The 13142-nt window shown below is 73.4% G+C and carries 12 protein-coding genes; 11 read left to right on the plus strand and 1 reads right to left on the minus strand.

Translation table 11 applies throughout. From position 1 onward, the window contains the following. Positions 1-98: 98 nt before the first annotated feature. From IG88_RS0114860 to IG88_RS0114900, 9 genes are all read left to right on the plus strand, one after another. Complete coding sequence (locus IG88_RS0114860; protein WP_037835950.1) at positions 99-2126, plus strand: tetratricopeptide repeat protein; 2028 nt, start codon at positions 99-101, stop codon at positions 2124-2126. Between the two features lie 133 nt (positions 2127-2259). Further along, positions 2260-3384 (plus strand): alanine dehydrogenase, encoded by a 1125-nt coding sequence (gene ald, locus IG88_RS0114865; RefSeq protein WP_037835952.1) that lies wholly within the window; start codon positions 2260-2262, stop codon positions 3382-3384. Between the two features lie 507 nt (positions 3385-3891). After that, positions 3892-4914, plus strand: a complete 1023-nt coding sequence (locus IG88_RS0114870) for a ParA family protein (RefSeq protein ID WP_007447978.1) — start codon at positions 3892-3894, stop codon at positions 4912-4914. After that, a complete protein-coding gene (locus IG88_RS0114875) occupies positions 4899-5477 on the plus strand; it encodes a hypothetical protein (RefSeq protein WP_063760618.1) in 579 nt (192 codons plus the stop codon). Before IG88_RS0114870 ends, IG88_RS0114875 begins: the two co-directional genes overlap by 16 nt. A gap of 572 nt (positions 5478-6049) precedes the next feature. Beyond that, entirely contained in the window at positions 6050-7210 is a 1161-nt protein-coding gene (locus IG88_RS0114880; protein WP_234332151.1) for a segregation and condensation protein A, read from the plus strand. Continuing rightward, positions 7207-7863, plus strand: coding sequence for an SMC-Scp complex subunit ScpB (gene scpB / locus IG88_RS0114885; protein ID WP_031040231.1), 657 nt, complete (start codon positions 7207-7209; stop codon positions 7861-7863). Before IG88_RS0114880 ends, scpB begins: the two co-directional genes overlap by 4 nt. After that, positions 7863-8978: a pseudouridine synthase gene (locus IG88_RS0114890; protein ID WP_031040235.1), complete on the plus strand. Its 1116-nt coding sequence runs from the start codon at positions 7863-7865 to the stop codon at positions 8976-8978. The genes scpB and IG88_RS0114890 overlap by 1 nt, the downstream gene beginning before the upstream one ends. 71 nt (positions 8979-9049) lie before the next feature. Next, complete coding sequence (locus IG88_RS0114895; RefSeq protein WP_031040238.1) at positions 9050-9769, plus strand: NUDIX hydrolase; 720 nt, start codon at positions 9050-9052, stop codon at positions 9767-9769. Then, positions 9766-10788, plus strand: a complete 1023-nt coding sequence (locus tag IG88_RS0114900) for an ADP-ribosylglycohydrolase family protein (RefSeq protein WP_031040243.1) — start codon at positions 9766-9768, stop codon at positions 10786-10788. Before IG88_RS0114895 ends, IG88_RS0114900 begins: the two co-directional genes overlap by 4 nt. An 8-nt stretch (positions 10789-10796) precedes the next feature. Here the strand turns inward: IG88_RS0114900 and IG88_RS0114905 are convergent, their stop codons facing one another. Then, positions 10797-11498 carry a DNA polymerase beta superfamily protein gene (locus IG88_RS0114905; RefSeq protein WP_031040247.1) on the minus strand — a complete coding sequence of 234 codons (702 nt, stop codon included), beginning with the start codon at positions 11496-11498 and terminating at the stop codon, positions 10797-10799. A gap of 158 nt (positions 11499-11656) precedes the next feature. On the opposite strand from IG88_RS0114905, the gene aroH reads away from it, so the two are divergent. Further along, positions 11657-12019: a chorismate mutase gene (gene aroH, locus IG88_RS0114910; RefSeq protein ID WP_031040248.1), complete on the plus strand. Its 363-nt coding sequence runs from the start codon at positions 11657-11659 to the stop codon at positions 12017-12019. Next, the gene (locus IG88_RS0114915) at positions 12016-13101 is read left to right on the plus strand and encodes a prephenate dehydrogenase (protein ID WP_031040250.1); all 1086 of its coding nucleotides are present in this window, start codon (positions 12016-12018) and stop codon (positions 13099-13101) included. The genes aroH and IG88_RS0114915 overlap by 4 nt, the downstream gene beginning before the upstream one ends. The last annotated feature ends 41 nt before the right edge of the window (positions 13102-13142 follow it).

The raw sequence follows: 13142 nt of genomic DNA on the forward strand, positions 1-13142 counted from the left end.
CTCCGCCGGGAACGCCGCAGGGCGTGAACTAGGCTCGGAAACGCCCGAACCGGGCTTCCGGCGGGCACCGGCGTGCGGTGGGATCGGGAGTGTGGCCCGTGACGGATCAGGCGGTGGACACGGACGGCGTACGGCTGTCCCAGGACCCTGCTGAGGATGGCGGGTTCCTGGGCCGCACCCGGGAGCTGAAGGAGTTGCGCGCCGACATCGAGCGCGCCGGTCTCGACACCCTCTCCGGCCGCAAGGCCCCCCGCGCGCGCGTGCTGCTCATCGCGGGCCGCCCCGGCTCGGGGCGCACCGCGCTCGCCGAGGAACTGGCCGCGCGGGTCGCGGACCACTACCCCGACGGCGTGCTGCGGGCCCGGCTGAGCGAGCCGGACGGCACCCGCGTCCCGGTCGAGCGGCTCGCCCGGGACCTGCTCACCGAGCTGGACCGCACCGCACCGCCCGGGGCCGACGAGGACGACCTCACCGAGGCCCTGCGCGCGGCGCTCGCCGACCGCAGGGCCCTGCTCCTGCTCGACTGCGTCGGCGACGCCGAACAGGTCGACGCCCTGCTGCCGGACACCCCGGACTGCCTGGCCGTCGCCGTGTCCGAGGGCCCGCTGACCGGCATCGCGGACGTCCGTCCGTGCACCCTGGGCGGCCTGGACACCAAGTCGGCCCTGGAACTGCTGGCCCGCCACACCGGGTCCGTACGCATCACCGTCGACCCCCGGGCCGCCGAGCACCTGGTCGAGCTGTGCCAGGCCCAGCCCGCCGCCCTGACCCTGGCCGGCGGCTGGCTCGCGGCCCGTCCCCAGGCGGCCGTCGCCGACCTCGCCAAGCAGCTCCACGCGGAGAGCGACGAGGGGGGTGCGCTCGACCGTGTCTTCCGCCTCGTCTACGCCTCGCTGCCCGCCACCGCGGCCCGGATGCTGCGGCTGCTCTCCCTCGCCCCGGCGGGCCTGGCCGACCCGCACACCGCCTCGGCGCTCGCCGGCTGCTCGGTGAGCGGCGCCCGCACCGTCCTGGACGACTTCGTCGCCCTCGGCCTGCTGCACGCCGTCGACTCGCCGCTGCCCGCGTACGAGGTCCCCGGATGCCTCCACGACCGGCTGAGCCGCCTCGCCCGCAGGCACGACCGGCCCGGCGAGCTCCAACTGGCCCGGGCCCGCATGCTGGAGCGGACGGTACGGCTGCTCCAGTCCTGCCGGGCGGTCACCGAGACCGACAGCCCGCAGGCCCGCGAGAAACTCCTCGCCACACCGCGCGACCTGCGGTTCCCGCACCCGAGGGCCGCCGCCGACTGGCTGCGCGCGCGGCGTCCCGCGCTGCTGGCCGCGGCCCGCCTCGCGGTCGCCGACGGCGAGCTGGACACCCTGGCGCGCCGGCTGATGTCCCAACTGGTGCGGGCCATGGTCGCCCACTTCGGCACCCAGGCCGCCGCCCCCGACCTGTACGGCGTCCACCGCCTCGTCCTCGACGTGGCCGAGCGCCGCGAGCTGCCCCGGGAGAAGGCCGCGGCCCTGCTGAACCTGGCCGACCTGGACGCCCGCACCGGCCGCACCGCCGAGGCCCTGGTGCGCTACCGGGCCGCGCTGGACGCCGGACGCGAGGCCGACGACCCGTACGCGACCGGCCGCGCGATGGAATCCGTGGGCGGCGCCCACCTGGAGCTCGGGGACTACGACCGGGCCGCCGACTGGTTCGGCCGGGCCCTCGCCCAGCGCCTCGCCCGCAACGAGCGCGCCGACGCCGCCCGGGTCTACGGCCGCATCGCCACCGCCCACACCTACGCCGGTCGCTACGGCGAGGCGGTACGGGCCTGGCGGGCGGCCGTCGCGGGGTACCGCAGGAGCGGCGACGTGGCCGCGCAGGCGCGGGCGCTGTCGGAGCTGGCCCGGGTCCAGGAGTACGCCGGGCGCCCCGAGGAGTCGCTGCACACCTGCCAGGAGGCCGTGGAGTGGGCCCGCCGGGCCGAGGACGAACGGCTCCAGGCCGCCCTGCACCTCCGGCTCGCCGACACCCTCGACCGGCTCGGCGACCCCGTCGCCGCCGGACTCCAGCGGAGCGCGGCCGAGCGCATGCTGAGGGAAGACCCCGCAGAAGCCTGCGAAACTCTTGGCGCATCGACTGAAGATTGATGCTTTGAAAGGCTAGACACAGGGAACGCCTTCATTAGACTGGCTCTGCCGCACGTTCTCCTGCGGTCTCTCCCGGTGTGCCCGCACTTGAGCGGGTATGCCTTGCAATAGCCCATCCTCTGAGCCAAGGACCGTGATCCACGTGAAGGTCGGCATCCCCCGCGAGGTCAAGAACAACGAGTTCCGGGTGGCCATCACCCCCGCCGGCGTGCACGAGCTGGTGCGCCACGGTCACCAGGTCGTCGTCGAGCACGACGCCGGCGTCGGCTCCTCGATCCCCGACAGCGAGTACGTCGCCGCGGGCGCGCGGATACTCGACACCGCGGACGAGGTCTGGGCCGCCGCGGACCTGGTCCTCAAGGTCAAGGAGCCGATCGCGGAGGAGTACCACCGGCTGCGCAAGGACCAGACGCTCTTCACCTACCTGCACCTGGCCGCCTCCAAGGAGTGCACGGACGCCCTCGTCGAGTCCGGCACCACCGCCATCGCCTACGAGACGGTCGAGCTGCCCGGCCGCGCGCTGCCGCTGCTGGCCCCCATGTCCGAGGTTGCGGGCCGGCTGGCCCCCCAGGTCGGCGCCTATCACCTGATGGCGGCCAACGGCGGCCGCGGTGTGCTGCCGGGCGGTGTCCCCGGTGTGCTCGCGGGCCGTGCCGTCGTCATCGGCGGCGGTGTCTCCGGATGGAACGCGGCGCAGATCGCCATCGGCCTGGGCTTCCACGTCACCCTGCTCGACAAGGACATCACCAAGCTCAAGGAAGCCGACAGGATCTTCGGCACGAAGATCCAGACCGTCGTCTCCAACGCCTTCGAACTGGAGAAGGCCTGCCTGGAGGCCGACCTCGTGATCGGTGCCGTGCTGATCCCGGGCGCCAAGGCCCCGAAGCTGGTCAGCAACGAGCTGGTGTCCCGCATGAAGCCCGGAAGTGTCCTTGTCGACATCGCGATCGACCAGGGCGGCTGCTTCGAGGACTCCCGCCCGACCACCCACGCCGAGCCGACCTTCCCGGTCCACAACTCGGTCTTCTACTGCGTCGCCAACATGCCCGGCGCGGTGCCCAACACCTCCACCTACGCGCTCACCAACGCCACGCTGCCGTACATCGTGGAGCTGGCCGACCGCGGCTGGCGCGAGGCGCTGCGCCGCGACCCGGCGCTGGCCAAGGGCCTCAACACCCATGACGGCAAGGTCGTTTACAAGGAGGTGGCCGAGGCCCACGGCCTGGAGTACGTCGAGCCGGCCGCGCTGCTGGCCTGAGCCGCCGGCCAAGTAGGCGACCGGAAAAGGCGATACGTCAACAGTCGTCGTCAACCGCTCACACCCGGCCGGACCTTGCCCGACAAGGTCCGGCCGGGTGTGTGTATGGTCACTTTGCGATTCTCGGTCAACTCGCCTCGAACGCAACGCTTCAACCGATTCGCGCACCGGTGAAACCTGCTGTGCGACGGCCGTACGCCCTTGACAGAGGGATGTTTCATTGCCGACACATCGGGCCGGGTCCGGCGGATTGTGTTGCTGCGGACGGCCGACACGCCATAGAGTCGCCGAACGTCGGCATGGTGCCACGCTGACCTGTCTAGAAGTTACCTGGTCACCAAGGAGGTAAGACGACTTGTGAATGAGTCGACATTTACTCCCGGGGGTGGTCAACCAGGAACGCCGGCACGGACCAGCGGTCCCGGGCGTCTCGAGGCCGTCGGCTCCGTAGCTGTACGCACCTCCGCAGCCGACCACCACAGTCCGCAGGCAACGCGGACAGCACACATGAGTATGGATGGCCAACACGTGAACGCCAGGGCCGGCGACGGAAGTGGCGCGCCACGCAACCACTTCGCCGACTACGACGAACTGCCCGAGGGGCACTTCTACGACCCCGACGCGGAGTACGAGCCGGATCCCGAGTACGCCGCCACGCTCGCGCCCGACGCGGCCCGGCAGCGCCGCGAGCGCATCGGTCCGACCGGACGCCCGCTGCCGTACTTCCCGATCCCGGGCCCGCTGACCGATCACGGCCCCGCGAAGATCATCGCGATGTGCAACCAGAAGGGCGGCGTGGGCAAGACCACGTCGACCATCAACCTGGGTGCCGCGCTCGCCGAGTACGGGCGCCGGGTGCTGCTCGTCGACTTCGACCCGCAGGGCGCGCTGTCGGTCGGACTCGGCGTCAACCCGATGGAGCTCGACCTCACCGTCTACAACCTGCTCATGGAGCGGGGCATGGCGGCCGACGAGGTGCTGCTGAAGACCGCGGTCCCCAACATGGACCTGCTGCCCAGCAACATCGACCTGTCGGCGGCCGAGGTGCAACTGGTGAGCGAGGTCGCGCGCGAGTCCACCCTCCAGCGGGCGCTGAAGCCGCTGATGGACGACTACGACTACATCGTGATCGACTGCCAGCCCTCGCTCGGCCTGCTCACGGTCAACGCGCTCACCGCGGCGCACAAGGTGATCGTGCCGCTGGAGTGCGAGTTCTTCGCGCTGCGCGGTGTGGCGCTGCTGACCGAGACGATCGAGAAGGTCCAGGAGCGGCTCAACCCCGACCTGGAGCTCGACGGCATCCTCGCCACGATGTACGACTCGCGCACGGTGCACAGCCGTGAGGTGCTCGCGCGGGTCGTCGAGGCGTTCGACGACCACGTCTACCACACGGTCATCGGGCGCACGGTCCGCTTCCCGGAGACCACGGTCGCCGGTGAGCCGATCACCACGTACGCGTCCAACTCCGTCGGTGCCGCCGCCTACCGCCAGCTCGCCAGGGAGGTGCTCGCCCGGTGTCACGCCGAGTGAGTCTGCCGGGGGCCGACGAACTCTTCCGTACGACAGGGGGAACGGCGCTCCAGGCGTCCACCCCGCGGCGACCGGCGGGCGGCGAGGCCCGGGTGCCGGGCCCGGCGGGGGAGAGCGGTCCGGCGGCCGCCGAGGACGCACCGCAGTCGGTGCCCGCGCAGGGCGGTGACGGCGAGGGCACGGAGCACGCCGCGGCGGACGCGGAACCGGGCTCGGCGGGCGAGTCGCGCACCCGGGGCACGGAGCGCTCCGCGCGGGGCTCCATGGCGGGCACGGGCACGCAGGAAGGTTCTGCCGCCTCCGGTGCCGACCGGCCCCGCAAGCGAGGCAGGGCCGCGGCGCGACGCCCCAGCGGGCGTGAGCGCCACGACGAGAAGATCACCGTGTACGTCTCCGCCGAGGAACTGATGGACCTCGAGCACGCCCGCCTGGTGCTCCGGGGCGAGCACGGCCTGGCCGTCGACCGCGGCCGCATCGTCCGCGAGGCGGTCGCCGTCGTCCTCGCCGACCTGGAGACCCGCGGGGACGCCAGCATCCTCGTACGACGGCTGCGCGGGCGGTAGCGGTAGCCTGCGGGGCCATGACCTCGAACGACGCCCCCCGCCCCGACCGCGGCCCCCGCACCGGCCGCCGGCGCGCGCTGGGCAGGGGCCCGGGGGTGCCGGCAGACCCCCGGCTCCCCGGGGCCACGCCCCAGGGCACGAGCCCGTCCGGGGCCACCGAGGCGCGGCCCGCCGAGCGGAACCCCGGTGACGGCCCGAACCCCCCGACCGGCGCACCGTCGGCCGCGGAGCGCGGGGATCCGGTGGAGGGCCGCCGGGCGGTGACGGCGGGCGTGGACGAGCGGGGCCGACCGGTCGCCGTTCCGACCGGAGGGACTCCCGGGCCCGGTGGAGTGCCTGCCGCGGACCGTGGAGGTCCGGTAGAGGGTCGTCCGGTTGCGCCCGCGGATGTGGACGAGCGGGGCCTCGGGAGGGCGGACACGGAGGCGTCCCGGGCGCTTGGAGCGGCACCGGGTTCCACCGGTGCCGGACTGCCCTCGGAGGCGGAGCCGACGGACACCGCCACCGGTACGGCAGCGGAGGCGGGGTCTGCGGACACCGCAACCGGTACGGCAGCGGAGGCGGAGGTGCCGGTGGCGACCGCGTACGGCTCGGACGCGCACGGCCGGGCGGCCACCGTGCCCGCCGGCCGGCGTCCCTGGGCGGGCGGTCCCTCCGACACCGTGCCCGCCCCGGACCAGCACTCCGGGCCGGGGCACGCTCCTGGCGGCGGGGACCATGAGGTGCACGGGCGGGCCGGTCGACCGGCCCCGGCGGCCGTCGGGGCGGAGCACGCGGCGGCGCAAGCCGCTGACGGCGCGTCCCCCGCGGAGGGGGAGCCCGCGGACGGGGAGCCCGCGGGCGGCGGCGGTGACGAGGGCTCCGGGCGGCACCGCGCCGACGTGGCCCGGGAGTCCTCGCAGGACGCCCCCGACGACGCCGGTGACGGTGTCTTCAAGGTGCGGCTCGCCAACTTCGAGGGGCCGTTCGACCTGCTCCTCCAGTTGATCTCCAAGCACAAGATGGACGTCACCGAGGTCGCGCTGTCGAAGGTGACCGACGAGTTCATGGCGCACATCCGGGCAATGGGGCCGGACTGGGACCTCGACCAGACCACCGAGTTCCTGGTGGTCGCGGCCACGCTGCTCGATCTGAAGGCGGCCCGGCTGCTGCCCGCCGCCGAGGTCGAGGACGAGGCCGACCTCGCCCTGCTCGAAGCCCGCGACCTGCTCTTCGCGCGGCTGCTCCAGTACCGCGCGTACAAGCAGATCGCGGAGATCTTCAACGAGCGGCTGGAGGCCGAGGCCCGCCGCCACCCCCGTACCGTCGGCCTGGAGCCGCACCACGCCGAGCTGCTGCCCGAGGTCGTCATCAGCATCGGCCCCGAGGGCTTCGCCCGGCTCGCCGTGAAGGCGATGCAGCCCAGGCCCAAGCCGCAGGTGTACGTCGAGCACATCCACGCGCCCCTGGTCAGCGTGCAGGAACAGGCCGGGATCGTCGTCGCCCGCCTCAAGGAGCTGGGAGAGGCCAGCTTCCGGGTGCTGGTCCAGGACACCGGGGACACCCTCACCGTCGTCGCCCGCTTCCTGGCCCTGCTGGAGCTGTACCGGGAGAAGGCCGTCGAGCTGGACCAGGAGACCGCGCTCGACGACCTCCTGGTGCGCTGGACCGGCGGCGACGGGGACGCCCAGCCGGTGGTGACCGACGAGTTCGACCGGCCGCCCGAGGCGCCGAAGGAGGAACAGAAGACGTGAGCGGAGCAACCACCGAGGCTCCGGACGGACCGGACGGAGTCGCCGGACTCGACCTCAAGCCCGCGCTCGAAGCCGTCCTCATGGTCGTCGACGAGCCCGCGACCGAGGAACGGCTCGCCAAGATACTGCAGCGGCCCCGGCGACTGATCGCGGACGCCCTGCGCGAGCTGGCCGACGAGTACGCCGTCCAGGGCCGCGGCTTCGAGCTGCGCCTGGTCGCGGGCGGCTGGCGCTTCTACAGCCGGACCGAGTACGCCGCGGCCGTCGAGGGCTTCGTCCTGGACGGCCAGCACGCCCGCCTCACCCAGGCCGCCCTGGAGACCCTCGCGGTCGTCGCCTACCGGCAGCCGGTCAGCCGCAGCCGGGTCTCCGCCGTGCGCGGCGTGAACTGCGACGGTGTCATGCGCACCCTCCTGCAGCGGGGTCTGGTCGAGGAGGCGGGCACGGAACCCGAAACAGGTGCGATCCTGTACGTGACGACGAACTACTTCCTGGAGCGGATGGGCCTGCGCGGCCTGGACGAGCTCCCGGAGCTCGCGCCCTTCCTCCCGGAGGCGGAGGCGATCGAGGCAGAGACGCTGGAAGGGGTCCCGTCGTTCGATCCGGACGCCCCGGATTCTTCCGAGGACGCAGACGACAAGACGGAATTTTGATGCGAAGCAGCAGCGGCAGGAACAGCAGCGGAAACAACGGCGGGAGCCGTGGTGGCAACAGCGGCGGCCGCGGCGGCAGTGGCGGGGGCCGCGGCAACTACCGCGGCGCCGGCAACAACCGCGACGACAAGCAGGGCGGCCGTCCCAGGAAGCCGCGCCCGGAGGAGCGGCGTTACGACGTGGGCCCCGGCGCCACCAAGGACGGCCCCAAGTCGGGCCGGGGCAGCGCGGCCCGCGGCGGCGCCAAGGGCGGCCCGAAGCGCCCCCAGCAGCGCGGCCGCAGCGCCCCCGCCACGTCCCGCGAGTACGAGACGCGGGCCGAGGAGCGCAACCGCGAGCGGTACGCGGGCAAGAAGGACGTCAAGCTGCCCAAGACCTTCCCGGGCGCCGAGCAGGAGGGCGAGCGGCTGCAGAAGGTCCTCGCACGCGCGGGGTACGGCTCCCGGCGCGCCTGCGAGGAGCTGATCGAGCAGGCGCGCGTCGAGATCAACGGCGAGATCGTGCTGGAGCAGGGCCGCCGCGTCGACCCGGAGAAGGACGAGGTCAAGGTCGACGGCCTGACCGTCGCCACGCAGTCGTACCAGTTCTTCTCGCTCAACAAGCCCGCCGGTGTCGTCTCCACCATGGAGGACCCGGAGGGCCGCCAGTGCCTCGGCGACTACGTCACCAACCGCGAGACCCGCCTCTTCCACGTGGGCCGGCTCGACACCGAGACCGAGGGCGTCATCCTGCTCACCAACCACGGTGAGCTGGCCCACCGCCTGACCCACCCCCGGTACGGCGTGAAGAAGACCTACCTCGCGCACATCGTGGGCCCGATCCCGCGGGACCTCGGCAAGCGCCTCAAGGACGGCATCCAGTTGGAGGACGGGTACGCGCGGGCGGACCACTTCCGGGTCGTCGAGCAGACCGGCAAGAACTACCTGGTCGAGGTCACCCTGCACGAGGGCCGCAAGCACATCGTCCGCCGGATGCTGGCGGAGGCGGGCTTCCCCGTCGACAAGCTGGTGCGCACCGCCTTCGGCCCGATCACGCTGGGCGACCAGAAGTCGGGCTGGCTGCGCCGCCTGTCCAACACGGAGGTCGGGATGCTGATGCAGGAGGTCGACCTCTAAGGATCACAGGGGTTGTTTCCCGCACCCGCCCTCTTTATAGTCGCAGTGACTATTAAAGGGGGTGGGTGCGCGTGCACGGCTACGACAAGCACGCTTTCGAGCCCTTCGCCGTCACCGTCGACCTCGCGGTCCTCACGCTGCGCACGGGCGCGCTGCACGTGCTGCTCGTCGAGCGCGGCCAGGAGCCGTACGCGGGCCGCTGGGCCCTGCCCGGCGGCTTCCTGCTCCCCGAGGAGTCGGCGGAGACGGCCGCCCGCCGGGAACTGGCCGAAGAGACCGGCCTGGCGGACGTGAGCGGACTGCACCTGGAGCAGTTGCGGACCTACAGCGAGCCCGGCCGCGACCCCCGCATGCGGGTGGTGTCCGTGGCCTTCGCCGCCCTGCTGCCCGACCCTCCCGAACCGCACGGCGGCGGTGACGCGGCCGAGGCCCGCTGGGTGCCGTACGACCAGGCCCCGGGCCTCGCCTTCGACCACGACCGGATCCTGGCCGACGCCCGGGACCGGGTCGGCGCCAAGCTGGAGTACACCTGCCTGGCCACCGCCTTCTGCCCCCGGGAGTTCACCCTCGGCGAGCTGCAACAGGTCTACGAGACGGTGTGGGGCACCGCCCTGGACCGGCCCAACTTCCGCCGCAAGGTCCTCGCCACACCGGGCTTCGTCGAGGCGGTCCCCGGCGCCGCCCGCCTCACCGGCGGCCGCGGCAAGCCCGCCGCCCTCTACCGCGCCGGCCCCGCCACCACCCTGCACCCGCCCCTGCTCCGCACCCCCCGGGAAGGACGCCCCGCATGACCACGACCACCGGTACCAAGCGCGCCGCCACCGGAGCGCTCACCGGCCTCGCCCTCGGCGACGCGCTGGGCTTCCCCACCGAGTTCAACGACGTCCCCTCGATCCTCGCCAAGTGCGGCCCCTGGCGGGAGATGGAACTGCCCCGGCCCGCGATCGTCACCGACGACACCCAGATGACGCTGGCCCTGGGGAAGGGACTGCGGACGGCCATGAACCGGGGAGTCCTCGCGCCCGAGGCGATGACGGAACCCGTACGGCAGGAGTTCGTCTCCTGGAACCGCTCGCCCGAGAACAACCGGGCCCCGGGCAACACCTGCCTCAGGGCCTGCGGCCTCCTGGAGCGCACGGACCGCCCCTGGCAGGACGCCTCCCAGGTCCACTCCAAGGGCTGCGGCGCCAACATGCGCGTCGCACCGGTCGGGCTCGTGCCCGGCCTCAGCGACGAACAGCGCGCGGGCGCCGCCCAGTTGCAGTCCGCGCTCACCCACGGGCACCCCACCGCGCTCGCCGCCTCCGACCTCACCGCGCACGCCGTACGGCTGCTCGCCGAGGGCGCCGAACCGACCGGCCTGGTCGGGCTGCTGCGCTCGTACGCCTACGACAACCGCACCCGCTACCACGAGCGCTGGCTCGGCGACCTGTGGAGCCGCGCCCAGGACCCGACGCCCGAGCACTTCGTCGCACGCGGCTGGGACGAGTGCCTGGCGATGCTCGACCGGCTCCAGGAGGCGGTGCGCACCGCCTCGCCCGAGACCGACCCGTGCCTGGCCGTCGGTGAGGGCTGGATCGCGGAGGAGGCCATGGCCGCCGGGCTGCTGTGCTTCCTCCTCTTCGTCGACGAGCCGCTCACCGCACTGCGCCGCGCCGCCTGCACCTCCGGCGACTCCGACTCCATCGCATGTCTGGCGGGCGCCTTCGCGGGCGCGCACCTCGGGGCCGACGCCTGGCCCGCCGACTGGGCGGACCGCATCGAGTACCGGGGCGACCTGCTGTCCCTCGGGGCGCTCTGGGACGCGTGAGCCGGCCGTCAGTGCCGGAGCGCCGAGGCCCGGCGGGTGCGGACCAGGAAGTCCTCGACGCGGCGCCGGTCCGGTTCGGGCGGGAGCGGGCTGCGGCGGGCCGCCTCCTCGGCCTCCCGGGCCAAGCGGTTCATCCGCGCCTCCACCTGCGGCCAGGGCACCTCGCCGCGCCTGACGGCGAGCAGGGACTCCCGTGCCTCGCCGACGCCGATCGTCAGGACGCCCGTGCGCAGCAGGTCGCGGACGCTGGTCAGCAGCCGCAGCAGGTGCATCGCGTGCTTCCAGCGCGGGGCGCCGTGGTTGCGCACGTCGGCGTCGAGCTTGCGGCGCTGGCCGTCCGCGTACCCGGTGAACGTCGCGTGGGCCCGGCGGGAGAGGAACGCCCCGCGCAGGGCGAGCAGTTCGTGGCCCGTGTCGTCCACGTACTCCACGAGCGGGGAGTGCAGGCACTCCAGGATGTTCGGGTTCGCCCGCAGGGCCAGTTCGCAGAAGCGTTCCAGCTCCCAGCCGAACTGCTCCTCCCCAGGACCCTCCACGTGCGTCGGCGGCTTCTCGAAGCGCCAGAACAGGGCGGTCGGGGCGAGGAAGACGCCCCGCCGGTCGGTGTCGCTGTCCTCCGTCGCCAGACCGAAGGCGCGGGAGCCCATGACACAGGCGTAGATCGTGTGGTCGCGCACCAGCGTCTCGGGGAGCGGGGTCTCGGCGGGCATGGCGGGAGCGTACGCGGGCGTGCACCCGCGGGCCGCCCCATTTCCCCGCGCCGCCGTCTCAGGGGACGGGCGTCCCCGACCGGTGCGCGGCGCGCTGACTAGGCTGGACGGACCAGGAACCGACACCTGTGTCAGCAACTTCAGCAAGGAGCATCGCCGTGGCGGTACGAGCGGTCCGGGGCGCCGTCCAACTGGAGCGGGACGAGGCCGGGCACATGAACGAGCAGGTCGCGGCCCTGCTGACCGCCCTCATGGAGCGCAACGGCCTGGCGGCCGACGACCTGATCAGCCTGTGGTTCACCGCCACTCCCGACCTGCACAGCGACTTCCCGGCCGCCGCGGCACGCGGACTCGGCATCACCGACGTGCCACTGATCTGCGCCCAGGAACTGGACGTCGAGGGCGCCATGCCCCGCGTGGTCCGGGTCCTCGCCCACATCGAGTCCGACCGGCCCCGCGCCGAGATCGCCCACGTCTACCTCGGCGCCGCCGCGGCCCTGCGCAAGGACATCGCCCAGTGAGAACCGCACTCGTCATCGGAACCGGCCTCATCGGCACCTCGGCCGCCCTCGCCCTCACCGCGCGGGGCGTCACCGTCCACCTCGCCGACCACGACCCCGAGCAGGCCCGCACCGCCGCCGCGCTCGGCGCCGGCACCGACGGCGCCCCCGACGGGCCGGTCGACCTCGCGATCGTCGCCGCCCCGCCCGCCCTGGTGGCCGACGTGCTCGCCGACGCCATGGGCCGCGGCGTCGCCCGCGGCTACATCGACGTCGCCAGCGTCAAGGGCGGCCCCCGCCGGGAACTGGAGGCGCGCGGGCTCGACCTCGCCGCGTACATCGGCACCCATCCCATGTCCGGCCGCGAGAAGTCCGGCCCGCTGGCCGCCACCGCCGACCTCTTCGAGGGCCGCCCCTGGGTGCTCACCCCGACCCGGGACACCGACACCGAGGTGCTGAACCTCGCCCTGGAGCTGGTCTCGCACTGCCGCGCGGTGCCGGTCGTGATGGACGCCGACGCCCACGACCGCGCCGTGGCCCTCGTCTCCCACATGCCCCACCTGATCTCCAGCATGGTCGCCGCGCGCCTGGAGCACGCCGAGGAGGCCGCCGTACGGCTGTGCGGGCAGGGCATCCGCGACGTGACCCGGATCGCCGCCTCCGACCCCCGGATGTGGATCGACATCCTCTCCACCAACCCGGGGCCGGTCGCCGACCTGCTCACCGACGTCGCCGCCGACCTGGAGGAGACGGTACGGGCCCTGCGCGCCCTGCAGTCCGCCGACGAGGACGAGCGCCGCGAGGGCGGCACCGGCATCGCCGAGGTGCTGCGGCGCGGCAACGCCGGACAGGTCCGCGTCCCCGGCAAGCACGGGTCCGCCCCGCGGGCCTACGAGACGGTGGCCGTCCTCATCGACGACCAGCCGGGCCAGCTCGCCCGCATCTTCGCGGACGCGGGGCGGGCCGGGGTCAACGTCGAGGACGTACGGATCGAGCACGCGACCGGGCAGCAGGCGGGCCTGGTGCAGCTCATGGTGGAGCCCAGGGCCGCCGCCGTCCTCACGGCGGCCCTGAAGGAGCGGGGCTGGGCGATCCGGCAGTGAGCGTGGGCTTGCGGACGCCTGTCGGAGGGGTCTTCGCGGCC

This window comes from Streptomyces sp. NRRL F-5650, from assembly GCF_000721365.1.
In the GTDB taxonomy this organism is placed as follows: Bacteria; Actinomycetota; Actinomycetes; order Streptomycetales; family Streptomycetaceae; genus Streptomyces; species Streptomyces ardesiacus.